25 protein-coding genes are annotated in these 24,621 nt (G+C 73.1%); 7 read left to right on the plus strand and 18 right to left on the minus strand.

The window, feature by feature from the left end; translation table 11 throughout:
• The first annotated feature begins 65 nt into the window (after positions 1-65).
• Positions 66-560 (plus strand): YajQ family cyclic di-GMP-binding protein, encoded by a 495-nt coding sequence (locus C6W10_RS24975; RefSeq protein ID WP_107260987.1) that lies wholly within the window; start codon positions 66-68, stop codon positions 558-560.
• A gap of 549 nt (positions 561-1,109) precedes the next feature.
• Here the strand turns inward: C6W10_RS24975 and C6W10_RS24985 are convergent.
• The 11 genes from C6W10_RS24985 to C6W10_RS25030 all read right to left on the minus strand — a co-directional run bounded on the left by C6W10_RS24985 (position 1,110) and on the right by C6W10_RS25030 (position 12,281).
• Positions 1,110-1,340 (minus strand): hypothetical protein, encoded by a 231-nt coding sequence (locus C6W10_RS24985; RefSeq protein WP_159104732.1) that lies wholly within the window; start codon positions 1,338-1,340, stop codon positions 1,110-1,112.
• Positions 1,341-1,360: 20 nt separating this feature from the next.
• Complete coding sequence (locus C6W10_RS37500) at positions 1,361-1,543, minus strand: hypothetical protein (RefSeq protein ID WP_159104733.1); 183 nt, start codon at positions 1,541-1,543, stop codon at positions 1,361-1,363.
• Between the two features lie 245 nt (positions 1,544-1,788).
• Positions 1,789-2,913 carry a helix-turn-helix transcriptional regulator gene (locus tag C6W10_RS24990; protein WP_107260991.1) on the minus strand — a complete coding sequence of 375 codons (1,125 nt, stop codon included), beginning with the start codon at positions 2,911-2,913 and terminating at the stop codon, positions 1,789-1,791.
• Between the two features lie 118 nt (positions 2,914-3,031).
• Positions 3,032-4,300 carry an MFS transporter gene (locus C6W10_RS24995; protein ID WP_107260993.1) on the minus strand — a complete coding sequence of 423 codons (1,269 nt, stop codon included), beginning with the start codon at positions 4,298-4,300 and terminating at the stop codon, positions 3,032-3,034.
• Between the two features lie 261 nt (positions 4,301-4,561).
• Positions 4,562-5,446 carry a zinc metalloprotease HtpX gene (gene htpX / locus C6W10_RS25000; protein ID WP_107260995.1) on the minus strand — a complete coding sequence of 295 codons (885 nt, stop codon included), beginning with the start codon at positions 5,444-5,446 and terminating at the stop codon, positions 4,562-4,564.
• Between the two features lie 130 nt (positions 5,447-5,576).
• Entirely contained in the window at positions 5,577-7,184 is a 1,608-nt protein-coding gene (locus C6W10_RS25005) for an NADH-quinone oxidoreductase subunit N (protein WP_234361410.1), read from the minus strand.
• A gap of 16 nt (positions 7,185-7,200) precedes the next feature.
• Positions 7,201-8,724, minus strand: a complete 1,524-nt coding sequence (locus tag C6W10_RS25010; RefSeq protein WP_107260999.1) for a NuoM family protein — start codon at positions 8,722-8,724, stop codon at positions 7,201-7,203.
• Positions 8,721-10,661 (minus strand): NADH-quinone oxidoreductase subunit L, encoded by a 1,941-nt coding sequence (locus C6W10_RS25015; protein WP_107261001.1) that lies wholly within the window; start codon positions 10,659-10,661, stop codon positions 8,721-8,723. Before C6W10_RS25015 ends, C6W10_RS25010 begins: the two co-directional genes overlap by 4 nt.
• Positions 10,658-11,107: an NADH-quinone oxidoreductase subunit NuoK gene (gene nuoK, locus C6W10_RS25020; RefSeq protein WP_107261003.1), complete on the minus strand. Its 450-nt coding sequence runs from the start codon at positions 11,105-11,107 to the stop codon at positions 10,658-10,660. The genes C6W10_RS25015 and nuoK overlap by 4 nt, the downstream gene beginning before the upstream one ends.
• Positions 11,104-11,607, minus strand: coding sequence for an NADH-quinone oxidoreductase subunit J (locus tag C6W10_RS25025; RefSeq protein WP_107261005.1), 504 nt, complete (start codon positions 11,605-11,607; stop codon positions 11,104-11,106). Before C6W10_RS25025 ends, nuoK begins: the two co-directional genes overlap by 4 nt.
• Positions 11,604-12,281, minus strand: coding sequence for an NADH-quinone oxidoreductase subunit I (locus tag C6W10_RS25030; protein WP_107261007.1), 678 nt, complete (start codon positions 12,279-12,281; stop codon positions 11,604-11,606). Before C6W10_RS25030 ends, C6W10_RS25025 begins: the two co-directional genes overlap by 4 nt.
• A 133-nt stretch (positions 12,282-12,414) precedes the next feature.
• Here C6W10_RS25030 and C6W10_RS25035 point away from each other — a divergent pair, with 133 nt between their 5' ends.
• Together C6W10_RS25035 and C6W10_RS25040 are read left to right on the plus strand one after the other, a co-directional pair.
• The gene (locus C6W10_RS25035) at positions 12,415-12,987 is read left to right on the plus strand and encodes a Uma2 family endonuclease (protein ID WP_107261009.1); all 573 of its coding nucleotides are present in this window, start codon (positions 12,415-12,417) and stop codon (positions 12,985-12,987) included.
• Positions 12,988-13,223: 236 nt separating this feature from the next.
• Complete coding sequence (locus C6W10_RS25040) at positions 13,224-13,490, plus strand: hypothetical protein (protein ID WP_107261011.1); 267 nt, start codon at positions 13,224-13,226, stop codon at positions 13,488-13,490.
• An 87-nt stretch (positions 13,491-13,577) separates the two neighbouring features.
• On the opposite strand, the gene C6W10_RS25045 is transcribed toward C6W10_RS25040, so the two are convergent.
• Together C6W10_RS25045 and C6W10_RS25050 are read right to left on the minus strand one after the other, a co-directional pair.
• On the minus strand, positions 13,578-14,543 hold the full coding sequence (locus C6W10_RS25045) for a complex I subunit 1 family protein (RefSeq protein ID WP_107261013.1): 966 nt from the start codon (positions 14,541-14,543) through the stop codon (positions 13,578-13,580).
• A complete protein-coding gene (locus C6W10_RS25050; RefSeq protein ID WP_107261015.1) occupies positions 14,543-15,307 on the minus strand; it encodes an NADH-quinone oxidoreductase subunit C in 765 nt (254 codons plus the stop codon). Before C6W10_RS25050 ends, C6W10_RS25045 begins: the two co-directional genes overlap by 1 nt.
• A gap of 102 nt (positions 15,308-15,409) precedes the next feature.
• Between C6W10_RS25050 and C6W10_RS25055 the strand changes: the two genes are divergently transcribed.
• A complete protein-coding gene (locus C6W10_RS25055; RefSeq protein WP_107261017.1) occupies positions 15,410-16,456 on the plus strand; it encodes a glucose 1-dehydrogenase in 1,047 nt (348 codons plus the stop codon).
• A gap of 95 nt (positions 16,457-16,551) precedes the next feature.
• On the opposite strand, the gene C6W10_RS25060 is transcribed toward C6W10_RS25055, so the two are convergent.
• The 5 genes from C6W10_RS25060 to C6W10_RS25080 all read right to left on the minus strand — a co-directional run bounded on the left by C6W10_RS25060 (position 16,552) and on the right by C6W10_RS25080 (position 21,843).
• Positions 16,552-17,868, minus strand: a complete 1,317-nt coding sequence (locus C6W10_RS25060) for a DUF2252 domain-containing protein (protein WP_107261019.1) — start codon at positions 17,866-17,868, stop codon at positions 16,552-16,554.
• A 121-nt stretch (positions 17,869-17,989) separates the two neighbouring features.
• The gene (locus C6W10_RS25065) at positions 17,990-19,606 is read right to left on the minus strand and encodes a carboxypeptidase-like regulatory domain-containing protein (protein WP_107261021.1); all 1,617 of its coding nucleotides are present in this window, start codon (positions 19,604-19,606) and stop codon (positions 17,990-17,992) included.
• Positions 19,607-19,696: 90 nt separating this feature from the next.
• Complete coding sequence (locus C6W10_RS25070; RefSeq protein WP_107261022.1) at positions 19,697-20,275, minus strand: NADH-quinone oxidoreductase subunit B; 579 nt, start codon at positions 20,273-20,275, stop codon at positions 19,697-19,699.
• A gap of 105 nt (positions 20,276-20,380) precedes the next feature.
• Positions 20,381-20,992, minus strand: a complete 612-nt coding sequence (locus C6W10_RS25075) for a DUF305 domain-containing protein (RefSeq protein WP_107261024.1) — start codon at positions 20,990-20,992, stop codon at positions 20,381-20,383.
• A 107-nt stretch (positions 20,993-21,099) separates the two neighbouring features.
• Complete coding sequence (locus C6W10_RS25080) at positions 21,100-21,843, minus strand: lytic polysaccharide monooxygenase (RefSeq protein ID WP_107261026.1); 744 nt, start codon at positions 21,841-21,843, stop codon at positions 21,100-21,102.
• 233 nt (positions 21,844-22,076) lie between these two features.
• On the opposite strand from C6W10_RS25080, the gene C6W10_RS25085 reads away from it, so the two are divergent.
• From C6W10_RS25085 to C6W10_RS25095, 3 genes are all read left to right on the plus strand, one after another.
• On the plus strand, positions 22,077-23,036 hold the full coding sequence (locus C6W10_RS25085; RefSeq protein ID WP_107261028.1) for a hypothetical protein: 960 nt from the start codon (positions 22,077-22,079) through the stop codon (positions 23,034-23,036).
• Between the two features lie 121 nt (positions 23,037-23,157).
• Positions 23,158-23,727: an RNA polymerase sigma factor gene (locus C6W10_RS25090; RefSeq protein ID WP_107264258.1), complete on the plus strand. Its 570-nt coding sequence runs from the start codon at positions 23,158-23,160 to the stop codon at positions 23,725-23,727.
• A gap of 1 nt (position 23,728) precedes the next feature.
• Positions 23,729-24,607, plus strand: coding sequence for a hypothetical protein (locus C6W10_RS25095; protein WP_107261030.1), 879 nt, complete (start codon positions 23,729-23,731; stop codon positions 24,605-24,607).
• Positions 24,608-24,621 lie beyond the last annotated feature (14 nt).

Raw genomic sequence — 24,621 nt, forward strand, 5'->3', positions numbered from 1 at the left:
GCATGTTGCACCACCGCCGGGCCGGCCCGGCGCACCTTCATGTCGTCCACAGCAGGAGCGGAATCATGGCAGCCAACCCGTCGTTCGACATCGTCAGCAAGGTCGACCGGCAGGAGATCGACAACGCCCTCCGGCAGACCGAGAAGGAGCTTTCTACTCGCTTCGACTTCCGGGGTACCGGGGCCGACATCTCGTGGTCGGGCGAGGAGGGGGTCAGCCTCCAGGCCGAGACGGAGGAGCGGGTCAAGGCGGCCCTGGAGGTCTTCAAGGAGAAGCTGGTCAAGCGGAACATCTCGCTGAAGTCCCTGGACGCCGGCGAGGCGCGCGCGTCGGGCAAGGTCCACAAGATCGACTGCAAGATCATCCAGGGCATCGACTCGGACAAGGCCAAGGCCATCAGCAAGAAGATCCGCGACGAGGGGCCGAAGGGCGTACAGGCGCAGATCCAGGGCGACCAGCTCCGGGTGACCGGCAAGAAGAAGGACGACCTCCAGACCGTGATCTCCCTGCTCAAGAGCGAGGACTTCGGCGTCGCCCTCCAGTTCACCAACTACCGCTGAGGCCGGCTACTCCGAGCCGCTGACCAGGGCGGGGAGTGCAACCGCTCGCAGCCGGCATGACGCGGCCCCGACCACACCTGCTACGCGGTGGCCGGGGCCGCTTCGTCGTCGGTCACCTCCCAGCCGTTCTCTACAATTCAGCACGCCGCCAGGGCGAAACGAACACGCCAAAGGTTCGTACGGAGTGTTACTCGGCGTCGGGCAGCATGGCGACCTGACCCTCGCCTCGGATGCCAGGACTACGTCGAGTCCCACGGGTAGCAGCTCGCTGTCCCGTCGTTCCCTCACTCGGATCTCTGCTCGATCTGACACGTGCAACCCTCCGCACGTCCACCACCGGGCGCAGCCCGGTCACCTGCACGTAGACGTCACGCCGCTCCGTCGCCTCGCCGTTCCGGTCCAGGACGTAGCCGGTCAGCCAACACCAGCCGTGGTACGTCGTTCGAGGATCGACCCGCACGACCCGGATCAGCAGCGCCCGATCCCCTGCGAACTGGACTGACGCCCGGCCGTCGATCCGGACCAGGTGTCCCGCACGCGGCAGTGCCGTCATCGGTTCCAGCGCTCCAGGGCCGCGCGTACGTCCCCGGTCGTGACCGCCGCCGGCAACGTCCCGCCGAGCAGCACCCAGACGGCGTGCTCCCGGCGGTGGACCTCGGTCGCCCACGCCCAGAGCGGGCAGCCGTCCGGTCCGCACCGGCCGCACTCCCGCAGGGCGTGCCTGCCGAGGACCAGGCGGGCGAGGGCGCAATCGACCGGTACCGGCCACTGGACCGTCACCCAGCGGCGCACCATCCGGATCAGCACAGCCGGACCAGCCCGGATCGTGTGCCGGCCGTGCCGGAGTCGACCCGGCGACGGACCGCCGCCAGCAGCACCATGCACCCACCCCGGGGCGCACACTCCGCGCACCGGCCACCGTCGGCGTGCGCCTCGAAAATGCGCTGGTCTGACCGCTGCCAGTCCGGGGAATCCACTTCCATGATCACCCTCCAACTCCGTGGCGCCTCGGATCCCAGATCACGAAGCGCCACTCTCCACCGGAATTGCCGCCGGTCGACCCTGCCCGGAGGCCCAGGGTCGACCGGCCGGGACGGTGACCGGCGGCTACCAACGGTCTCCGGCGAGCCGACCAGCACCTCCCGCTACAGGGTTGGTCCAGCGAGGGTGTGAGCAACAGGAGGTGGCCGTCAGCAGACGCGTTTGCTGACGGAACAGGCGCCGACCGTCACAGGCCCAGCCGGCGCTCCAGCTCGACCGCCCGGCGCGCCAACCGGGTCGAACGGGTGGCCTCGGCGATGCTCGCGGCCTCGATCACCGCAGCGCCGGCATCGTCCCGAGCACCGGTCGCCTCGTGGGCCAGTCCGAGGTGCACGAGATAGTCGCCGACCCACTCTGCCCGGCGAGAACCCGGGTCCAGGCCAGCCAGTCCTGCGGCAAAGTGCTCGACCGCCTCGGCGTACCGGCCGGCGACCTGGAGAGCCAGGCCGCGTTCCAGCCGGAAGAAGGCAGGCGTGCGGTAGTAGTGCCAGGCGGGGGTCGGGCCACGGTGTTCGACCGCCTCGTCCGCCAGGTCAACACCGATCCGCAGGGCCTCGTCGCTGGCCCGCTCCTCGCCGGCCAGGGCCAGGCCACGTGCCAACTGGTAGTAGTCGTACGCCCGCTGCCCGATGTACGCCCGACGGTCCCGCAACGCCGCCCTGGTGAGCCCGACAAGTGCGCCGACATCACCGGCCAACCAGGCCCGGTGCCCCTGGTAGCTGAGTACCGTGGTCAGCATCTCGTGGTTGTCGGTCTCGACCGCCCACCCGCACGCCTGATCGAGCAGTTGTCCGGCCATCTCCAGCGAGCCGGCTGCCAGGTGCAACCAGGCGGCGAACTGCGCCCACTGCGCGGCCAGGTCGAGCATGTCGTCGCGCAGTTCACCCCGGACGCTGCCGAGGGCGGCGCGGACGACGTCGAAGTGGCTCATGGTCGGGCCGACGAGCGGGACGGCCCCGATCACGTCGTCCAGCCGGCGCTGTTGCTCCAGGATGGTGTGCAGGGCGTCCACCGCCGGGGTGTCGACGGTGCGCGGCCGGGCGACCATCCAGTCGAGCCGCCCAGCCGTATCGGGATCGAGCGCGGTGTCGATGACCAGCGCCGCCAGGGTGCCACCGCTGTGCAGGGCCGCGTCGAGCCGCTCGGCGACGTCGACGCCGCCCGGCTGCTTCCGCCCTGTCTCCAGCTCCCAGAGGTAGGTGTGCGAGTAGCTGGTCGCCTGACCTAACTGGCGCAGTGACATGTCGCGCTGCCCGCGCAGGCGCCGCAGCTCGGCACCGAATCTCGGGTCGACGGCCACTGGTCGCGGCATGGCGTGCTCCCGGTAGTGGACTGGACTACGCCCTACCGGCCGCTATCGCTCCGGCAGGCCACCACTTCGGACGGTACACGCGAAACCCCGGGCTGTGCTTACCGCTGGACCCACACGGCTACGTGGGGTCGGTGGCGAGCGCCTGCTCCAGGCGTACCTCGGCTTGGGCCTCGGCGCGGGCGATCGAGCCGGTGGGTAGCGCCGCGACCACCGCGGCGGCCGCCACCGCCAGCCCGGCGAAGATGAAGGCCCACGGTACGCCGACCTGGTCGGCCAGTACCCCGGCCACCGCGCCGCCGGCAGCGCTGGCCCCGACCGCCACGGTGACCACCCAGGTGTACGACTCGTTCAGCATGCTCACCGGGGAGATCCGGCCGACCATGGTGTTCTCCACGGTCAGCGCGGGAGCGATGGTGGCCCCGCCGAACACCAGTGCCACGCCGAGCGCGATCGGGCTGGGCATCACCGCGAAGACCACGAAGGTGGCGGCGAGCAGGCCGAGGAGCTGCCCGAACTGGCGGGCGGCGTTCCGGGCCGGCTTGCGGGTGCCGAACCAGAGGCCGCCGAGCGCGCTGCCCGTCCCCCACATCGCCAGCAGCACTCCGGCGACGCTCTCCGCGTTGGCCGGGTCGTGCGCGGAGGCGTACGCCGGCACGGCCACCCCGGCGGCGCCGAACGCGATGCCGAGGCCGGCGACGCAGAAGAGCAGCGCCGGGAAGCCGCCGACCCGCAGCGGGCCGAGTCCCTTGGCGTGGCTGTCCCGGGGGTGTGGCCGCCAGCCGCGCATCACCCGGCCGAGCGCCACGATCATCGTGCCGACCAGGGTCACCACGGCGGCTCCGAGCAGCGCTGCCGCCGCGTCGGCCAGCAGGACGAAGGCGGCGACCAGCAGCGGGCCGACCACGAAGACCACCTCGAAGAGGGTGGTCTCGGCGGCGAGCGCGGTGTTGCGCAGGGCGTACCGGCCGGAGGCGGGGTCGGTGAGGTCGTTCCAGGCGCCCCGGATCGCGGCGGTCAACGGCGGGTACGTCGCGCCGGCCACCGCCGAGGCGGTGAAGATCACTGCGAGGGCGTCCGAGCCGGCGCGGCTGGCGAGCAGCAGCCCGACCAGCGCCACCGGGTGGGCGACGGCGGTGACCAGCAGTACGGGGCTCGGCCCGACCCGGTCGGCGATCCGGCCGGCGATCGGGCTGACCGCGGCACCGGCGAGCGCGTACACCCCGCCGGCAATGGCGGCCAGCGAGTACCGGTCGGTGACCTGCTCGACGACGAGCAGCAGCGCCAGCGGGGTCATGCCGATGCCGAGCCGGCCGACGATGCCGGCGATCAACAGCATCGGCGCGCCGGGAATGCGCCACACTCCCAGGTACTGCCGCAGCGCGGTCACGGGTCAGAACCCCCTCGGGTCGTCACAGGTAGGTCGTCGCAGATAGCGACCGGTCGTCGCAGGTAACGACTGAAAGACGTTCCGACACTAACGCGGCCGACCCTCGCGATGAACCCGATTAGTGCGAAGTCACGATCTTGCCCACATCCGTACCCGAGGCGAGGCACGACGAACCGACCCCGGCTCCCGTTTGCGGGGAGCCGGGGCCGGTCGATCACTGGCCTACGAGCCGTCAACCACTGGCCTGGCGGGCCGTGGACGTCAGCGCTGGTACTGGACCGGGCCGACGTCGGTGCGCGCCATCTGCTCCAGGCGGCGTACCCGCTCCTCCATCTTCGGGTGGGTGGAGAAGAGGTTCGCCACGCCACCACCCCGGAACGGGTTGTCGATCATCAGGTGGGCGGTGCTGGTCAGCCGGTTGTCGGCCGGCAGCGGCAGCGCCTTCGTACCAGCGTGGATCTTGCGAAGCGCGCTGGCCAGCGCCAGCGGGTCCCGGGTCAGCGCGGCACCCGAGGCGTCCGCCTGGAACTCCCGGTTACGGCTGATGGCGAGCTGGATCAGGGTGGCCGCGATCGGGCCGAGGATCAGCGTCAGCAGCAGTACGGCCGGGTTCGGCGAGTCCTCGTCGTCCCCGCCGCCCAGCGGGATGAACCAGGCGAGGTTGGCCAGCATGGTGATGATGCCGGCCAGGCCGGCGGCCACACTGGAGATCAGGATGTCCCGGTTGTAGACGTGGGACAGCTCGTGACCGATGACGCCCCGCAACTCCCGGTAGTCCAGGATCTGCGTGATGCCCTGGGTCACGGCGACCGCCGCGTTCTGCGGGTTACGTCCCGTCGCGAACGCGTTCGGCTGCATGGTGGGGCTGACGTACAACCGGGGCATCGGCTGCTTCGCCTCGGTCGCCAGCTCCCGGACCATCTGGTAGAGCGCCGGGAATTCGGCCTCGGTGACCGGTTGTGCCCGCATCGCACGCAACGCGAGCTTGTCCGACCAGAAGTAGCTGGCGGCGTTCATGCCCAGCGAGACCAGTACGGCGATCACCAGACCGCCGCTGCCGCCGAACCAGTAACCGACGCCGAGGATGAGAGCGGTGAGCAGGCCAAGAAGCGCGGCTGTCTTGAGCCGGTTGTGATGGCTATGCACGATAACTCCTTCGGTGCGCGGGCCGATGGACCCGCTGACCGGTCCAACACCCGAATACCCCCTCAACAATCCGGATATGACTGAGAGTTACCTGAGAAAGCGCCCCAACAGCCGCCCGGGGCGGCGAATCTCACAGTGCGGCGACGTCCAGGATCAGTTGCGGGGCGAAACCGACGACGATCGCGACCAGGGTCGCCAGGGCCAGCGCGGCGACAACCGCCCAGGCCGGCCGGGCCGGCGCGGCGGCCGGCACCGGGCTGCCGTCGCCGGGCGCGGCGGGCGCACCCGGATCGGCGGCGGGCACCACCGGCGCGGCGGCGGCGTCACCGGCCCGCTCGGCGGCCGGCTCCGGAGCGTAGAGGGTGGCGGCGACCCGTACGTAGTAGGCGAGCCCGACCACGGCGTTCAGCGCCACCACCACGGCGAGCCAGCCGGCGTCCCCGGCCAGCAGCGAGCGTACGACGGTGACCTTGGCGAAGAGTCCGGCCAGCCCGGGCGGCAGGCCGGCGAGCCCGACCAGGGCCAGCACGAACGCCGCCCCGACCCACGGCCGGCGCCGGGCCGCGCCCCGGTAGTCCGCGATCTCGCCACCGTCGGCGACCGCCGGCCGCAGCGCCACCACCGCCCCGAACGCGGCCAGCTCCAGCAGCACGAAGAAGACGGTGTACGCCACCGCGGCGGCGACCGCCGTGTCGATCGCCTCCGCGCCCCGCCCCGACGAGAGCGCCAACGCGCCGAGCGGGGCGACGATGTAACCCGCCTGGGCCACCGACGACCAGGCCAGCAGCCGGACCATCCGGCGCTGCCGGAGCGCCACCAGGTTGCCGACCGTCATCGTCAGCACCGCCACCGCCGCCAGCAGCGGACCGGTCACCCGGGCCGGCAGCGCGGCGGCGGTGACCGCGAGCAGCGCGACCACCCCGCCGAGCTTGGAGGCGGTCGAGAGGTACGCCGCGACCGGCACCGGGGCACCGTCGTAGGTGGCCGGCGCCCAGGCGTGGAACGGCACCGCCGCCACCTTGAAGGCGAGCCCGAGCACGATCAGCGCCACCGCGACCACGGTCAGCGGCAGCTCCAGCAGCGCCGGCCCGGCCGGGAAGCCGCCGTCGAGCGCCACCGGCCGGTTCGCCTCCGCCGTGAAGACCGCGTCGAGCCGGCTCAGGTGCACCGCCCCGGTGACCGCGTAGAGCAGCGCGGCGCCGAGCAGGGTGATCGCGGTGGCCACCACGCTGACGACGAAGAAGGTCAGCGCCGCCTCGGCACCGGCGACGCTGCGGTGCCGGAGCCCGACCAGCACGTAGAGCGGCAGGGTCAGCGTCTCCAGGGCGACGACCAGGGTGATCAGGTCGCCGGCCGCGCCGAGTACCACGCCGCCGGTCATCGAGCAGGCGAGCAGGAAGCAGTACTCCCCCGGCGGCACCTGGCCGGAGCGGAGCAGCGGGACGGAGAGCGCCAGCACCCCGAGGGTGAGCAGCGCGAAGAGGCAGCCGACCAGCGCCGCCCGGCCGTTCGCCAGATAGGAGCAGTCGTCTCCGGCGCAGAACGTGCGCCGCGATCCGGCGGCACCGACCAGCACCGCGCCGAGCGCGGTGGCGGCGGCCCCGGCCGCGAAGACGGCCACCGTCGCGCCGCGCCGGCCGATCAGCAGGTCGGCCAGGAGCACGAGTACGGCGGTGCCGGCCGCCAGGTACGCCGGCAGCAGCGCCACGTTGTCCACGCTCTGGATCACGGCACCCACCCGTCGACCGAGCCGATCATCGGATCGCCTCCAGCAGCGCCCCGACCGGCACCTCGGCATAGCCGAGCACCAGGGTCGGGGCGAGCCCGATGGCGAGGGCGAGCAGCACCAGCGGCCCCCAGGCGAGCAGCTCGGCACCGTGCAGTCCCGGCGTCAGGGTCAGCACGTTGGGGCTGGCCGGCCCGTGCGTGACCCGGCGCAGCAGCCGCAGCAGGTACGCCGCCGTCAGCGCGCCGCCGAGCGCGGCCAGCACGGCCAGCGTGGTCCAGAGTGGACCACCCACCCGCCAGGCGGCCACCACCGCGAAGGCCTCGCCCCAGAAGCCGGCCAGGCCGGGCAGCCCGAGCGAGGCGATGGCGGCGAAGCCGAGCAGCCCGGCGAGTCGGGGCGTACTCTCGCGCAGTCCGCCCAGCTCGGTCAGCGCACCGGTGTGCGCCCGGTCCTTGATCGCCCCGGCGAGGAAGAAGAGCAGGCCGGTGATGACGCCGTGCGCGATGTTGCCGATCAGCGCCGCCTGGATGCCGGTGGCGGTCAGCGTGGCGATGCCGAGCAGCACGAACCCCATGTGCCCGACGCTCGAATAGGCGATCAGCCGCTTCAGCTCGCTCTGCGCCAGGCAGACCAGCGAGCCGACGATGATCGCCGCCACCGCCAGCACCCCGAGCACCCCGGCGGCCTGCCGCGCCCCCTCCGGCGCCACTCCGACCGCCACCCGGATCAGCCCGTACGTGCCCATCTTCAGCAGTACGCCGGCCAGGATCACGCTGCCGACCGTCGGCGCGGCGGTGTGCGCGTCCGGCAGCCAGGAGTGCAGCGGCCAGAGCGGGCTCTTCACCGCGAACGCGATCGCCAGCAGGATGAACGCGGCCAACTGGGTGCCCCGGGACAGTCCGGCGCCACCGGTCAGCTCGATCAGGTCGGCGGTGCCGGCGGCGGTGACCACGGTGAAGACGCCGACCAGCAGCAACACCGAGCCGAAGAGGGTGTAGAGGGCGAACTTCCGGGCCGCGTGCCGCCGGTCCTCGCCGCCCCAGACCGCGATGATCGCGTACATCGGGAGGAGGACGACCTCGAAGAAGAGGAAGAAGAGCACCAGGTCGAGGGCGAGGAAGGTACCGAGGATGCCGACCTCGACCACCAGCAGCAGCGCGACGAGGCTGCGGCCCCGCCCCGGCGCCGGCACCCGCCACCAGGTGTACGCGCAGCAGAGCAGCGTCAGCAGCGCGGTCAGCACCACCAGCGGGTAGGAGACCCCGTCGACGCCGAGCTGGAACCGCAGGTCGAGGCCGGGCACCCAGCTCAGGTCCAGCTCGTGCCACGGTCGGATCCCGGGTGCTGCGGCGCTCTCCGGCCGGTACGCCGTCCAGGTGTCGGTGGCGCCGACCGCCAGCAGCGCGGCGAGCACCAGGGTCACCGCCGCGAAGGCCGTACCGGTGATCCGGGCGGCCCGGTCGAACCGGCCCGGCAGTACGGCGAGCAGCGCCGCGCCGAGCGCCGGCACCGCCAGCGTGGCGACCAGGCCGATCCCGCCGAGGGTCATGTCGTCCCCCCGAGGGCCAGTACGGCGGCGAGGCCGAGCAGCAGGGCACCGCCGAGCACCGCCACCACCGCCCGGGGCATCCCGGCCCGGTGCAGCAGCTCCATCCCGCCGCCGAGTCCGCTGGTCCCCCGGCCTGTCCCCTCGACCGCCCCGTCCACCAGCCCCTCGTCGCCGCGCCGGGCCAGCCGGCCGAGCGCCCGCACCGGGCGTACGACGAGAGCGTGCTGGACCTCGTCGAGCCAGAAGGCCCGGGCGAAGGCCGGGCGCAGCGGACCCAGTCCGGTCGCCGGGTCGGCGGCCGGATCGGCCCGCCAGCGCCACCAGGCGAGCCCGGCGCCGGCCAGCAGCAGCGCCACCGGAATGATCACGAAGCTGTCCAGGTGCGTCTCGTCCAGCGCCAGCGCGTCCCGGAACGGGGTCACGAGGAGCGCCAGCCCGAGCGCGGCGCTCGGCACCGCGAGCAGGATCACCGGCCAGCGCAGCAACCCGGGCGGGTCGTGCGGCGGGCCGGCCGGGGTGTGCGCGGGCGACCCGGCCGGTGCGTCGATCGCCGACGCCGGACTGGCGTGCGCGGCCGGGGTGTCGACCGGATGGGTCTGCGCCCGGGAGGTGCCGAGGAAGGTACGCAGCAGCAGCCGGGTGGCGTACCAGGCGGTCAGCCCGACCCCGAGCAGCCCGGCGAGCCAGACCAGCCAGCCCACCCAGGCGGCGGTCGGGCCGGTGTGGTGCAGGGCGGCCCGCTCGGCGACGACCAGGATGCCGTCCTTGCTCCAGAAGCCGGCCAGCGGCGGCACCCCGGCCAGCGCGGCGAGCCCGATCACCGTGCACCAGAAGGTCACCGGCATCGGCCGGCGCAGCCCGCCCATCGCCGACATCAGGTTGCTGCCGACGGCGTGGATCACCGCACCGGCGGCCAGGAAGAGCAGCGCCTTGAAGGCGGCGTGACTGAGCAGGTGGAAGAGCGCGGCCGGTGGCGAGCCGACCGCCAGCGCCCCGGCCATGTAGCCGAGCTGCGACACCGTTGACCAGGCGAGTACCCGCTTGATGTCGTCCTGGGCGGTGGCGGCGAGCGCGCCGAGCAGCAGGGTGACCGCGGCCATCACCCCGAGTACGGCGAGCGCGGCCGGGGCCTGCTCGAAGAGCGGGAAGAGCCGGGTCACCGCGTAGATCCCGGCCGCCACCATCGTCGCCGCGTGGATCAGCGCCGAGATCGGGGTCGGGCCGGCCATCGCGTCCGGCAGCCAGGTGTGCAGCGGGAACTGGGCGCTCTTCCCGGCCACCCCGGCGAGCAGCAGCAGGCAGGCGGCGGTCAGCGTGCCGGAATCGAAGTCGTGGGCCAGTACGTCGGTGATCCGGAAACTGCCGGCCGCCACGCCGAGGAGCACGATGCCGAGCAGGAAGCCGACGTCGCCGACCCGGGTGACCAGGAACGCCTTCACGGCGGCGGCGGGCGCCTCCGGCAGCCGCCGGTCGTGGGCGATGAGCAGATAGGAGCAGATGCCCATCACCTCCCAGCCGACCAGCAGCATGATCAGGTCGCCGGCCACCACCACCAGCAGCATCGCGGCGGTGAAGAGGCCGACCTGGGCGGCGTAGGGGGCGTACCGGTCGTCGTCGTGCAGGTAGCCGACCGAGTAGACCTGCACCGCCAGCGCCACCGCCGCGACGGCGATCGCGACCAGGGCGGCGGCCGGGTCCAGCCGGAGGGTGAGGGTGACCGGCAGCCCGCCGAAGTCGATCCACTCGGCGCTCGCCTCGGTGCCCCGGCCGTCGAGCGCGAAGACCAGCCCGATCGCCGCCGCCAGCGCCACCGCCGCGCCGCCGATGCCGAGCGCCGCCGCGCCGGCCCGGGACCGCTGCGGCAGCAGCAGCCCGACCAGGGCCAGTCCGAAGGGTACGGCCGGCAGCAGCGCGGCGAGCACCGTCGCCCCGGTCATCGATCCGCTCCCGGTGCCGGTCCTGTCGACGGTGTGGTCGCCGCCGAGCCGGTCAGCGCCGGAGCCGCCACGATCGCCTGCGGCCCGGCGTCCGGAGTGTGCGCGTCGAGGCGTACGTCGTCGATGGCGACCGTGCCGCGCAGCCGGTAGAGCTGGAGCACGATCGCCAGCCCCACCCCCACCTCGGCGGCGGCGATCACGATGACGAAGAGCGTGAACGCCTGCCCGGTCAGCGGCAGCGGCGCGGCACCCTCGACGCCCGGGGGCGGATGACCCAGCGCCGCGTGCAGCGGGGCGGCGTCGGCGGTGACCAGCAGCAGGTTGACGGCGTTGAGCATCAGCTCGACGGCCATCAGCACCAGTACGGCGTTGCGGCGGTGGAGCACGCCGTAGACGCCCAGGCCGAAGAGGAGGGCGGCGACGACGTACGGGATGGCGGGCCTCACTGGCGCCGCCCCGGAATCCGTACGCTGATCGCGATCGCTCCGACCAGGGCGGAGAGGAGCAGCACCGAGAGCACCTCGAACGGGAGCACCCAGGAGCGGAAGATCTCGGTGCCGATCCGCTCCGCCGTCCCGGCCTCCGGCAGCTCCACGGTGGACCACCGGTATGCGTCGACCAGCAGCGCGGCCAGGCCCAGCCCGGTCCCGCCGCCGATCAGCGCGGCCGGCCAGCCGGGCCGGTCCAGGTCGTCGGCGGCACCGATCGGCGCCCGGGTCAGCATCACCGCGAAGAGCAGCAGCACCACCACCGCGCCGACGTAGATGAGCAACTGCACCCAGGCCACCAGCTCGGCGGTGAGCACCAGATAGAGCCCGGCGACCGCGCCGAGGCAGGCCACCAGATAGAGCCCGGCCCGGACCAGGTGCCGGGTGGAGACCACGAGTACCCCGGATCCGACCGCCACCGCCCCGAGGGCCAGCATCAGCACGTCGGCGGCGGTCACGGCGGCTCCTCGTCGGCCGGGGAGCCGGTGGCCGGCGGGTCGACGGCCGGCGGGGCGGAGCCGGGGCGCTCGGTGGTGACCGGCGGGGCGGAGGTCGGACGGGCCGGCGTGGGGCGGGCCGGGCGGCCGGTGCGTGCCGCCGGACCGGCCGGACGGTCCCCGGCCGCACCGGGGGTGCCGGCCTTGCGCGCGGCGGCCTCCTCCTTGGCCGGTTCGCCGTTCTGGTCGTGCGCGGGCGGCGGTGGCACGGTCGCCATCCACTCCCCGAGGTGCTCCTTGTCGTGCAGCAGGTCCCGGATGTCGTACTCGGCGTACTCGAACTCCGGCGACCAGTAGAGCGCGTCGAAGGGGCAGACCTCGATGCAGATGCCGCAGTACATGCAGAGCGAGAAGTCGATGTCGAACCGGTCCAGTACGTTGCGCTGGCGCGGCCGGGCCGCACCGGGGACCGCCACCTCCTCCTTGTGCGAGTCGATGTAGATGCACCAGTCCGGGCACTCCCGGGCGCAGAGCATGCAGACCGTGCAGTTCTCCTCCAGCAGCGCGATCACGCCCCGGGAGCGTGGCGGCAGCTCGGGGGCGACATCCGGGTACTGCTGGGTGTGCGAGCGCCGGGTCATCGTCTTGAGGGTGACGGCCAGCCCCTTCGCCAACCCCTCGCCCGGGACGCTCATGCCAGCACTCCGCCGCGCTCGCTCATGGGCCTTATCCTGCCGTGTCGGCGGTTCCGGCGCGACCACCCCCGGCCAGTTGAAGCGGTACGGTGGCATCGGGTGACGTAAGTCCGCCATCCGCGAGAGGGAAGTCATGACCGCGGCCCTGAACGATCCGTACCCGCCGACCGGCGGGTGGACCACTGACGATCTCGACGCCATGCCCGACGACGGCCACCGCCGCGAGCTTCTCGACGGAGTTCTGATCATGTCGCCCTCCCCCACCGCGGCACACCAGACCATCGCTTGGCGGCTCGCCGCCGCGCTGGACGAGGACTGCCCGGACGGGTACGACGTCACCCAGGCCGTCGAGGTGCGGATCAGCCAGCGGCGCTCCTTCATCCCCGACGTGCTGGTCACCACCGCAGCCGCGGCGGCCCGCCGGACCGCGAGGTACGAGCCACACGAGGTGGTACTCGCCGTCGAGATCGTCTCCGAGGGTTCGCAGTCGATGGACCGGATCCTCAAGCCGGCCCTCTACGCCAAGGCCGGAATCCCCTACTACTGGCGCATCGAGACCGACGGCGGCCTGGTCGTACACACCAACCGGCTGGACCCGGTCGAGGAGATCTACGTCGAGACGGGCCGGTGGACGCAGTCCGTCGACACCGGCGAGCCCTGGCCGGTCAACCTGCCGATCAGCCGGCTGACCCCCCGCCACCTCTAGCCGCCCCGAAGTCCCGCCCGCCGACGACGGACATCGAGGGTGGGATGGGCGTCGCGCGCGGCCACACACTGCTCGGAAGAGCGCTGCGGAACGGATCCCGCTGACGCCCGGCGACGTGGTCGCCGGGCGCCGGTACCCCGATCCGCCGGTGCGGCGCGGTCGACCCGGCGAACGGGCGGAGCTGCCTGCTCCCGCCCGGTCACCTCGGGGTCGCACCGCGACGAGCAGATGAGGGGATGGCGGTGGAACTCGACGCGCGAGAGGCACTGATCCTCAGCGGCCACCTGGACGTCGCGGCGAGCGGCCCGCCGCTACCCCACGAAGTCGTCTGGACACGCCTGGTCGAGACGATCCGGCTGCATCGGATGATCGGCGGATTGTGTCAGGCGTGTGGCGAGCGGGCCGGTCCGGAGGGCCGGTGCTTCAAAGCCGCGATAGCGGTGGAATGGTGCCGGCAAAACCCGATGACGCTTCTCGATCAGTCCGCTCCCGGGCGTCCCTGATCCGCGTGACGGGTGGTCGGTCCCCGGGGTCGTGGAGTCGGACCGTCGCGGCAACGACGGCCCGACTCCACGGCCCCGGGCCGGGCGTCAGGCGATCGCCAGCTTCACCCCGGCGGTCAGCACGAGCTGGCCGAGCGCCACCGGGACCAGCACCAGCCAGCAGAGCCGCTGCAACTGGTCCTCGCGCAGCCTCGGGTACGTCACCCGGAACCAGATGATCACGAACGAGGCGGCGAAGACCTTGATCAGGGTCCAGAGCCAGCCGAGGTAGTCGTCGCCGAACGGCCCCTGCCAGCCGCCGAGGAAGAGCACCGTGGTCAGCGCGGCGATCACCACGATCCCGACGTACTCGGCGAGCAGGAAGAAGGCGAACCGCAGGCCGGTGTACTCGGTCATGTACCCGAAGACCAGCTCCGAGTCGGCGATCGGCATGTCGAACGGCGGGCGGCGGATCTCGGCGAGCCCGGCGACGAAGAAGACCACCATCGCCGGTGCCTGCCAGAGCAGCCACCACGGCTGCCACGCCTCGACGATGCCGGGCAGGCTCAGCGTGCCGGCCGCCATCGCCACGCTCGCCGCCGCGAGCACCAACGGCAGCTCGTAGCCGAGCAACTGGGCGGCGCCCCGGATCCCGCCGAGCAGGCTGTACTTGTTGGCCGACGCCCACGCCGACATGAGTACCGCGACCACACCGACGCCGACGACCGCGAGTACGAAGAAGAGCCCGATGTCCAGCGGCTGCCCGACCAGGTCGTTCGGGCCGAGCGGGATGACCAGCAGGGCCAGCAGGTACGGCACCAGCGCCACCACCGGGGCGAGCCGGAAGACCGCCCGGTCCGCCTCGCGCGGGGTGACGTCCTCCTTCTGCACGAACTTGACGCCGTCGGCGATCAGTTGTGCCCAGCCGTGGAAGCCGCCCGCGTACATCGGGCCGAGCCGGCCCTGCATGTGCGCCATCACCTTGTGCTCGGCCTGCCCGACGACCAGCGGCAGGATCAGGAACGCCGCGACCACCCCGACGACCCGGACCAGCAGTTCCAGCCAGAGCGGCATCAGGCACCTCCCCCGCTGTCCTCGGCCGCCCCGGACCCGTCAGCCGGCGGACCGGAAGCGGGCGCGGCCGGTGGACTGGAAGTGGGCGCGGCCGGTGGGCTGGAAGCGGGCGCGGCCGGTGGACCCGAGGTGGGTCGGGCGCGGCCCGGAGTGCCGCTGGCGGGGGCGGCGGAGACGGGTACGGCGGCGGAGAGGCCCCACTCGCCAGGTGCCGGTACGCCCGGTGGACGCATCGCCTGTCGACGGCCGGTACCGGCCTCGGACTCGCCCGGCTCCTTCGCCCCCGGCCACGCCTTGGCCACCCGGGAGGCGAGCACGAACTCCTTGCGCAGCGGATGCCCCTCGAACTCCGGCGGCAGCAGCAGCGGCGCCAGGTCGGGATGGCCGGCGAAGTCGATGCCGAACATCTCGTGCGTCTCCCGCTCGTGCCAGGCCGCCCCGGGGAAGAGTTCGACCACCGAACCGACGGTCGGGGCGTCCCGAGGCACCCGGGTCCGGAGCAGTACCCCGTGCCGGTGCCGGGTCGACCAGAGGTGCGCCACCACGTCGAACCCCTCGGCCAGCTCGTCGACGGCGGAGAGCCAGTCGAAGAAGTCGCAGGCCAGCTCGGTGTCGTCCCGGGCCGTCCGGACGGCGTCCCGCCAACGGCCGGCCGGCACGTCCACGGTCGCCCGCGCGTACGCCTGGCCGCCGGACTGCCCGACGGTCACCTCCGGGTCCGCGAGCAGCGTGCCCAACCGGTCACCGACCTGTTCCGGGGTCATGTCCGCGATCCTAGGGCCATCCCCGGCCGCTCCGTCGGGTCGCGCACCGGTTATTCGACGACTCCGGGGGTACCGGACCGGCCGGCGGGGAAGAATGACCAGGTGCGTGCGATTACCGTGACCCCGGGTCGGGCCAACTCGCTGCGGCTGGCCGAGGACTTCCCGGAACCGAGCCCCGACGAGGGTGCGGTACTGGTGGAGTCGGTCGCGGTCGGCGTCTGCGGCACCGACCGCGAGATCATCGACGGCGAGTACGGTGAGCCGCCGCCCGGCACGACCGAGCTGGTGCTGGGCCACGAGTCGCTGGGTCGGGTGCTGGAGGACCCGAGCGGCTCGTTCGCCCCGGGTGACCTGGTCGCCGGGATCGTCCGGCACCCCGACCCGGTGCCGTGCACCAACTGTGCCGTCGGCGAGTGGGACATGTGCCGCAACGGTCTCTACACCGAGCACGGCATCAAGTGCCTACAGGGCTTCGCCCGGGACCGCTGGCGGATCTCGCCGAACTTCGCCGTACGGCTCGATCCGGAGCTGGCCGAGCTGGGCATGCTGCTCGAACCGACGAGTGTGGTGGCGAAGGCGTGGGAGCACATCGAGCGGATCGGCGCCCGGGCCGCCTGGGAGCCGAAGCGGGTACTGGTCGCCGGGGCGGGGTCGATCGGCCTGCTGGCCGCCCTGCTCGCCGCGCAACGCGGCTACGAGCTGCACGTGTTGAACCGCTCCGCGAACGGCGACAAGCCGGCACTGGTGGAGGCGCTCGGCGGGGAGTTCCACACCGGCACCATCCCGGAGCTGGGCATCGAGTTCGACATCGTGCTGGAGTGCACCGGCGCCCCGACGGTGGTGCTGGACTCGATGTGCCAGGCGGCGCCGAACGGCATCGTCTGCCTGACCGGCGTCTCCTCCGGCGGCCGCACCATCGACTTCGACGCGGGCGCGCTGAACCGGGAGCTGGTGCTGGAGAACAACGTGGTCTTCGGCACGGTCAACGCGAACCGGCGGCACTGGGAACTCGGCGCCGAGGCGCTCGCCGCCGCCGACCGGGACTGGCTGGCCCGGATGATCACTCGACGGGTGCCGGTCGACCGGTACGCCGAGGCGTACGAGACGCAGCCCGACGACATCAAGGTGGTCCTGGAGTTCCCGCACTGACCCTGCCGGCCGTCGACCCGTCGACCCCGTAGACCCGTAGACCCGTCGACCCGTCGACCCCGTTGGTCGGCCCGGCGGCTACAGCCCCGGCGCGGCTACAGCCCCGGCAGTTCGCCGTTGCGGAACAGGTCAACGAAGATCTGGTGGTCCTGCCGGGCCCGGGCCCCGTACGCGTGGGCGAAGTCGACCAGGTGCGCGACGAAGCCGGCCTCGTCGGCGGCGACCGCGGCCACGATCGCCTCCTCGGTGGAGAAGTCGACCAGGTCGTGGCTGGACTCGTCGTCGGCGACCGAGTGCATCCGGGCCACCGCCCGGCCCAGGTCGCCGAGGACCCCGGCCAGCTCCTCCGGCTCGTTGACGTCCGACCAGTCCAGGTCGGCGGCGTACGGGGAGACCTCGGCGACGAGCTGGCCGTGCCCGTCCAGCTCGGTGAAGCCCAGCCACGGATCGGCGTGCGCCTGCAACGCCCGCTGCGACTCGGCCGTCCGGTGTCCCTGGTGCCGGAAATAGTCGCGGACCCCGTCGTCGGTGACGTACCGGGCCACCGCCGGCACCTGGGCCCGCTTCATGTAGATCACGACGTCGTTCTCCAGCGCCTGGGTGTGCCCCTCCAGCAGCAGGTTGTAGGAGGGCAGCCCGGCCGACCCGATCCCGACACCCTTGCGCAGCACCACGTCCTTGATCTGCGCGGCCACCGGGCGGCGCTCGGCGCTGGCCGGCGGCAGCGTACCCAGGTAGTGCTCGAACGCCGCCACGACGGCGGTCCGGATCTCCCGGTCGACCTCGTAGACGCCCTCGCCGAGCGAGAAGCGCCGCTCGTACTGGTCGACGGTGGTCTGCTGGGCCAGCAGGTCGACTCGGGTACGCAGCCGGGCCTGCTGGAGCACCCGCCGGAGCACCCCGTCGGCGTTGTCCAGCCGGATCGAGCCGATCGCGTCGTCGCCGCCGCTGGCGATCGCCCGCAGCTCGGTCAGGTAGGCGGCGGCGAACCGGGTGACCAGCCCGCCGATCGCCGAGTCGGAGAGTGCCTTGCCGTAGCCGAGCAGCGCCACGCTGGCCGCGAAGCGCTTCAGGTCCCAGGAGAACGGCCCGACGTACGCCTCGTCGAAGTCGTTGACGTTGAAGACGAGCTGCCCGGAGCCGTTCATGTAGGTGCCGAAGTTCTCCGCGTGCAGGTCGCCGTGGATCCAGACCCGGCTGGTCCGGGCGTCGAGGAACCGCTCGTCGGAGAAGTCCCCGACGAGGTCGGCGTAGAAGACCGAGGCGCTGCCCCGGTAGAACGCGAACGGCGAGGCGGCCATCTTCCGGAACTTGCGCCGGAACGCGGCCGGGTCGACGGCCATCGACTCGCCGAACTCGGCGATCAGGACGTCGACCAGCCACGCTGCCCGCGGGCCGAGGGTGGTAGCCATGATCGCAGGCTAGTCCGGCTCCGCCACCGGTGGCCGTGGTCCGGCGAACCGGTCCACCGCGCGGGTCGATCCTGACCGGCCGCGCCCGCCGCCGGTGGCGACGTCGCGTCCCGCGCCCGGGCTAGCCTCCGGGCCGGGGCGCACAGGTGCGGACCAGGTCCAGGGCCAGCGTCGTGGTGGCTCCGGCGGTCAGCCCGACCGGGGTGGCCGCCGTCGGCGGGCCGGCGCCACCCGTCGGTGCGCCGTACCAGCAGGTGGTGGTCGGGTCGGCGTACTCGACGTGCACCTGCTGGCCGCGATGGCCGGGCAGCACGAAGCGGCCGTCCGGGCCGACGTGGCCCGGCCCGGCCCCGGCGACGTCCCCGGTCCGCTGGTGGTACGTCCAGACCTGCCCGGCCCCGACCGCCGCGCCGTTGCGGCCGACCGTGCCGGTCAGGGTGCCCCCGTCGACGAGTCGGGTCGAGAGCGCGGCGGTGCCGCCCGAGGTGACCGGGGTCAGCCGGGCGCTGAACCGGTCGGCCACCTCCCCGGACCACTGCCAGGCCCATCCGCTGCCCGGCGGCGGGACGAACTGCACCGGCCAGGCGTACGGGCCGAGGTCGTCGATGGTGTAGCGGCCGTCCGGCCCCGAACAGTGCCGGCCGTACCCGGTGCCCCGGTCGGGTCGGAAGGCGTACGGGAAGGCGCAGACGCCGGGCAGGGCGGCGCCGGTGCGGGCGTCGGTGACGGTACCGCTGATCGCGCCGGGCGGGTCCAGCAGGATCGGCGGGATGGCGACGGTCCGCCCGGCCCGGAGCAGCAGCCGGGAGGCGAGGCGCTGGTCACCGGTACCGCCGGTCGGGGTGACCCACTGCGCGCCGTACCGCCGGTCGGTCCGGTCGTACGGGTCGTCCACCCGGTGGGCGTAGAGCTGCACCGTGGCCGACTCGGCCAGTGGCCCGATCGCGAGCCGGCCCGACGCGTCGGAGCAGTAGCCGTCCTGGCCGGCGGACTGGCCGCCGGAGCCGGGCAGGACCAGCCGCACGCAGACCCGGTCCACCGGTCCGCCGGTGACCGCGTCCCGGACCGTGGTGGTGAGTCCGGCACCCGGGGTCAGTGCCACCGCCAGCCGGGCGACGCCGCCCCGGACCGCGTCGACGGTCACCGGCCGGGCGGGCGGGAAGTGCGAGGGTGCGGCGGTGACGGCCACCGTCCATCGTCCGGGCGGGACCTGCCCGAGCCGGACCAGCCCGGCGGCGCCGCAGCCTTCCAGCGTCCGGGTGGTGGTGTCGATCCGGGCGCAGGGCCGGGGTACGGGTGCCCCGGTCACCGCGTCGGTGACGCTCACCTCGACGGTGCCGAGCGGCAGCCACTCCTCGTCCAGGGTCAGCACCTGGGAGTCGGCCAGCGGATAGATCCCGGCCTCGGCCCGGCTCTCCCGGCCGGGCAGCCACTGCGTGCCGCGCACGTCGTCGAAGACGGAGACCTGGTAGCGGCCGGGCGCCAGGTCGCGGACCTCGTACCGCCCGTCACCGGCCGGCGTGACGTACGCCAGCGCGTGCCAGTCCCGGTCGGCGGCCCAGATCCCGACCGTGGCGTCGGCCGGGGCGCCGGAGCCGTCCACCACCCGTCCCCGGATGGTGCCGGCGCCGAGGCCGACGGCTTCCGCCGCCGGAGTCGGGGACGACGCGGCCGCTCCCGGCGCGGCCAGGAGCACTACCAGCATTCCGGCGACGCCGGTCACCCAAGGCAATCTCATGAGCCGGCAGAGTAACCGTCATATCACGACTGACGGGGCGGAATCGGTCAACCTGCCAATTCTGGCAGATCAGGCGCTAATCGCCGCCGGTCACTGCCGCGCGGCCGGTGGTGGCACCGGCGGCGCGGTGAGCGACTCGGCGCTCCGCCCGAGCGCCGGACCGCCCCGGTCGGCCGGCGAGGCGAGTTCGTCCGGGCGGGCCACCCCGCCGACGCCGGACCGCTCGGCAGCGATCTTGTCCTGCAACCGCAGGATCCCGTGCAGCAGCGCCTCCGGGCGGGGCGGGCAGCCCGGCACGTAGACGTCGACCGGGATGATCTGGTCCACGCCCTTGGTCACCGAGTACGAGTCCCAGTACGGGCCGCCGCAGTTGGAGCAGGCACCGAACGAGATGACGTACTTCGGCTCGGGCATCTGGTCGTAGAGCCGCTTGATCGCCGGGGCCATCTTGTCGGTGACCGTCCCGGAGACCACCATCAGGTCGGCCTGGCGGGGGCCGTGCGCGAACGGGATCACGCCGAGCCGGATGAAGTCGTGCCGGCCCATGCTGGTCGCGATGAACTCAATGGCGCAGCAGGCCAGCCCGAAGTTGAAGACCCAGAGCGAATAGCGCCGGCCCCAGTTGAGCACGAACCGGATCGGCTCACCGAGAACCGCGGGTAGCTGCACGGCCGGCCTCCTTCCCCGTCGCCCACCCGACAGTGAACCACAGGACCGGCGGCCGCAGGATCGACGCCGGCCGGGCGGCCCGGCCGACGGTCCGCCCGGCTCCGGCTATCCGGCCTTCGGCAGCATCTTCAGCATCTGGTCGATCTGGGCGGTCCGGGACAGGTCGATCCGCCGGGCCAGGTCGCGTACCTCGGGATGCAGGCCGGACTTCGTCTCCATCCGGGCCAGTTCGACCGCGTCGTGCTGGTGCCCGATCAGCAGGTTGAGGAAGTCCGTCTCGAACTTCGCCCCGCTGGTCCTGGCGAGCGCCGCGAGCTGTCCGGGCCCGAGCACCGGCAGGCCGCCGTGCTCGGCGTGCGCGTTGGCGTCCGGGTCCGCCGAGGTGCTCCGGCCCCAGCCGGCCAGCCAGTCCCGCATGGTCCGCTGTTCGGCCTCCTGGGTGACCTCGATCGCGGCGGCCAGGATCTTCAGCTCCTCCCGCTCCGCCCGCTCGGGCGCCAGCCGGACCAGCGCCAGCCCCTGACCGTGCGAGGTCACCATCATCTGCAGGAACATCACGTCGGTGTCGTTGACGGCGCCGCTGGGCGCGGCCGTCGCCGAGCCGGTCGGCGCGGGTGCCGGCGCCGCGACCGGGACGCCGGTGCCGGCCGGTCCGGGCGCGCAGCCGCCGAGCAGCACCAGCGCCGCGACGGTCAGGGTACGGCGGAAGCGGTTCATCCCCTCGTCTCCAGGTACGGCCGGTGCGGCGGGCGGACCCGTGGCGGATACGGACCCGCAGGGGGTACGGGTCCGTATCCGCGACGGGTGCGTCCCGCCGGTCGGCGTCAGACGCGCTGCCAGAGCGCCGGTACGTTCGGCGGTTCCCAGCCGGCGATCGCGGTGTGCGCCTGCTGGCAGCGATACGTCGCGCCGCCGTAGGTCACCTGGCTGCCGACCTGGTACGCGGTGCCGGCCCGCCAGGTGCCGCCGGCCGGCGGTGCGGTGGTCGGCGGCGGGGGCGGCGGCGGGTTGTTGGTACGGGTGGGGGTGGGGTTCGGGTTGGGGTTGCCCCCGCCGCCGCCGATCTGGAGGTCGACGCAGGCGTAGAAGGCGTTCGCGGTGTCCGCGATGTTCCAGATCGCCAGCAGCTTCTGCCGGCCGCTCCGGCCGCCCATGTTGACGCTGTGCGAGACGGTGGCGCCGGGCTGACGGCCGCCGTCGTCGAAGACGGCGATCCGGGAGTTGCCGATGTAGTACTCCCAGGTGCTGGTGGCGTGCCGGGCGGTGAGTACCCAGTTGAAGGTGACCTGCTGCCCGACCGAGGTCGCCGGCCAGTTGCGGCTGTCGTCGCTGAGCACCGAGAAGTGCCCGATGTTGGCGTGGCAGTTGCGCAGCCCCTTGGGGCCCTCCACGCTCTGCGGCTCGTACTGGATCTGGCCGCAGTCCGGCACGGCCCGCTGCGCGCAGAGGGCCTGACGGCTCGGCGGCGACGAGATGTACCCGTGCGCCTGGGCGGCCTGCGGGGCCACGAGGAGGGCGGAGACGACGGTTGCCGCCGTCGTCACCACCAGGACCACGGTTCTTCGCATCGTGGGCTCCTTACTTCATCGGGAAGGTCTCCTCAACATAAAAGAAAGATTGTTAACAGTAAATACCCAACGGCAACATTCGTCGATGGCTGCACCGCGTCCCGCCCGGCCGGGAGGTGTCGGCCAGACGACATCGACCGGGGTGCAACCGGGATCCGGGAGCGGACGTGTCTTGGCCGCAACAGGGAACGGGCGGAGAGACCGCCCTCCACAGTGGACCAGGAGGACCTGAGATGACCACCGTCAAGACCCGCCACCTGACCGCCGGAATCCTCGGTGCCGCCACCGCGATCGCCACCCTCGCGACGGCGCCGGCCGCGCAGGCCGCCCCGCGCGACGGCGTGCTCCCGCAGCAACGGGACACCTCGGTCACGGTCGGCCGGCTGGTGCTCGAACCGACCGACCGGGGCTACCGGGGCAGCGTCCCGCTGACCGTCTCCTACCGGGGCCGGGGCACGGCCGACCTGCGGGTGACCGTCACCGAGCCGGTGGCCGGCGCCTTCGCCAACCTCGACTCCGACTTTCCCTGCCTCTTCGCCGAACGGGAGGGGGAACTGCGCCGGGACATCGAGTGCGGCGCCAACCCGATCCGCGGCGGTGAGCGCCGGGAGTACACCATCGACTTCGGGGTGCTGACCACGACCCAGGCGTACGCCATGTCGGCCGTCGGCGGTGCGGTGGCGGTGCGGACCGTCGACGCCCAGCCGCTCACCGTCAGCACCGGCTTCGACACGGTGTTCCGGTCCACCACCGGCTCGCTGCGCGACCCCAGGCCGTACGTGCAGGACACCCAGACCGACGCGTCCGTGCAGGCGGGTGCGGCGACCCTGGTACGCCAGCCGGACGGCAGCTTCCTCGGCCGGGTCCCGCTGGTCGTCCGGTACGACGGCGACGCCCCGCACGACACGCTCCAGTTGGAGGCGCTACTGCCGGACGGCGTGCAGGTGCGGGGCATCGACCCGTCGGCGGTGTGCGCCTTCCCGTGGTGCGAGGTGCCGGGCGGCCGGTTCATGCCGGGCGAGGAGCGCGCGGTGGAGCTGCTGATCGGCGCACCGGCCGGTACCGCCCCCGGCGACCTGGGCACCGGCTCGGTACGGCTGAGCGCCAGCTTCTTCATGCACGACCTGTCCGACGTGGACCCCTCCGACAACACGGCGGGCTTCGGCATCACCGCCCTTGACAGCGCTGTCTAACGTGACGGTCGTCGACGCCCGGCCCCTGGCATTCCAGGGGCCGGGCGGCTCCGTCCTGTCTCCACCGGTCACCGCACCGGCTGGTACGGCGGGCGCGCGGAACACCAACGGGGAGACGGATGTGCAGGCTGGGGAGCTGGCGCCGCGTTTCGACGACGTCTACCGTGCCCACTTCCAGCCACTCGTCGTCCAGCTGTACGCCTACGTCGGAGACATGACCGAGGCGCAGGACCTGGTGCAGGAGGCGTTCAGCCGCGCCTGGCCCCGCTGGGACAAGATCGCCCGGTACGACGATCCCGTCGCCTGGGTCCGCCGGGTCGCCTGGAACACCGCGACCAGCAGGTGGCGCCGACTGCGGACCGCCCGCCGATATCTGGAGCGCCAGCGGCCCGAGAACGTCCCCGGACCCGGTCCGGACCGGGTGGCCCTGACGGCGGCGCTGGCGACCCTGCCGCCGAACCAGCGCCGGGCCGTGGTGCTGCACCACCTGGCGGACCTGTCGATCAACGAAATCGCCCTGGAGTGCGAGGTCGCGCCCGGCACGGTCAAGTCCTGGCTGCACCGGGCGCGGACCGCGCTCGCCGCCCGGCTGGGCGAGACTGGTGCGGACGGCCAGGCACCCGGCGCGACGCCCGGCACCGCCACCGCCCGGAAGCCACCGGAGCCGACGAGCCGGATGGAGGTGATCTGACGTGGACGAGCTGGACCCGATCGCGGCCCGCCGACTCGACACGGCATTCGCCGACCTCCGCGCCGACGCGCTCGACCGGGCCGGCGCCCCCGATCCGGACGCGCCCCGGCGGATCGCCTACCGGCGTACCCGCAACCGGATCGCCGCCGTCGGGACCCTCGCCGTCGCCGTCGTGGCCGGCGGGGTGATCGGCGTGATCGGCACCGACGGCGCCGAACTGCCCGACCCGCCGGTCGCGGACACCCCCAGACAGACCGCCGCGCCGGAGACCGCCCCGCCGTCCGCCTCGCCGTCGGCCACCCCGCCGGGATCGCCGTCCCCGACCGCCAGCGCCACGCCGAGCGGAACGCCCAGCCCGACGCCGCCGCCCACCACCCCGGCCAACCCGGCGCCGACCCGCCCCGACGACCGGGGCCAGGGTCCGGAGCCCGGCCCGGCCGAGCCGGACCGGCCGACGGACCTGGTGTTGACCGGCCCGGCCGAGGTGACCCTCACCCCGGTCGACGGCAGGTACGCCGGCACGATCCAGATCGTGGTCCGCAACCAGGGCGAGCAGCCGTACGACGCCACCGCCATGACCATGGTGGAGCCGTTGGAGGTGCGGACCCGGCTCGACGGCACCGACTTCGGCCCCTGCTTCTACACCGACCAGAACTCCCGGACCCGCACCTCGGAGTGCAGCGGGTTCAGCACGGTCCCGTCCGGCGGCTCCCAGGCCAGCACCTTCGCCATCACCGTCGACGTGGCGCCGGCACCCGGGACGCGGACGATCGACGGCTACCGGCTGACGGTACGCAGCAACCTGGACGGCCGGTTCCTGACCGACGAGACGCCCGGCGACAACACCATCGGGGTACGACTGCGACTCAACGGCGGCTGACCGGCGGGCGGGAG

Source organism: Plantactinospora sp. BB1 (genome assembly GCF_003030385.1).
In the GTDB taxonomy this organism is placed as follows: Bacteria; Actinomycetota; Actinomycetes; order Mycobacteriales; family Micromonosporaceae; genus Plantactinospora.

Excerpts from the sequence above, each read along its gene's own strand:
- C6W10_RS24975 (WP_107260987.1), top strand. The coding sequence starts at position 66 with ATGGCAGCCAACCCGTCGTTCGACATCGTCAGCAAGGTCGACCGGCAG.
- C6W10_RS37500 (WP_159104733.1), bottom strand. The coding sequence starts at position 1,543 with ATGGAAGTGGATTCCCCGGACTGGCAGCGGTCAGACCAGCGCATTTTC.
- C6W10_RS24990 (WP_107260991.1), bottom strand. The coding sequence starts at position 2,913 with ATGCCGCGACCAGTGGCCGTCGACCCGAGATTCGGTGCCGAGCTGCGG.
- C6W10_RS25010 (WP_107260999.1), bottom strand. The coding sequence starts at position 8,724 with ATGACCCTCGGCGGGATCGGCCTGGTCGCCACGCTGGCGGTGCCGGCG.
- C6W10_RS25015 (WP_107261001.1), bottom strand. The coding sequence starts at position 10,661 with ATGACCGGGGCGACGGTGCTCGCCGCGCTGCTGCCGGCCGTACCCTTC.
- C6W10_RS25030 (WP_107261007.1), bottom strand. The coding sequence starts at position 12,281 with ATGAGCGTCCCGGGCGAGGGGTTGGCGAAGGGGCTGGCCGTCACCCTC.
- C6W10_RS25035 (WP_107261009.1), top strand. The coding sequence starts at position 12,415 with ATGACCGCGGCCCTGAACGATCCGTACCCGCCGACCGGCGGGTGGACC.
- C6W10_RS25040 (WP_107261011.1), top strand. The coding sequence starts at position 13,224 with ATGGCGGTGGAACTCGACGCGCGAGAGGCACTGATCCTCAGCGGCCAC.
- C6W10_RS25045 (WP_107261013.1), bottom strand. The coding sequence starts at position 14,543 with ATGCCGCTCTGGCTGGAACTGCTGGTCCGGGTCGTCGGGGTGGTCGCG.
- C6W10_RS25050 (WP_107261015.1), bottom strand. The coding sequence starts at position 15,307 with ATGACCCCGGAACAGGTCGGTGACCGGTTGGGCACGCTGCTCGCGGAC.
- C6W10_RS25060 (WP_107261019.1), bottom strand. The coding sequence starts at position 17,868 with ATGGCTACCACCCTCGGCCCGCGGGCAGCGTGGCTGGTCGACGTCCTG.
- C6W10_RS25065 (WP_107261021.1), bottom strand. The coding sequence starts at position 19,606 with ATGAGATTGCCTTGGGTGACCGGCGTCGCCGGAATGCTGGTAGTGCTC.
- C6W10_RS25075 (WP_107261024.1), bottom strand. The coding sequence starts at position 20,992 with ATGAACCGCTTCCGCCGTACCCTGACCGTCGCGGCGCTGGTGCTGCTC.
- C6W10_RS25080 (WP_107261026.1), bottom strand. The coding sequence starts at position 21,843 with ATGCGAAGAACCGTGGTCCTGGTGGTGACGACGGCGGCAACCGTCGTC.
- C6W10_RS25085 (WP_107261028.1), top strand. The coding sequence starts at position 22,077 with ATGACCACCGTCAAGACCCGCCACCTGACCGCCGGAATCCTCGGTGCC.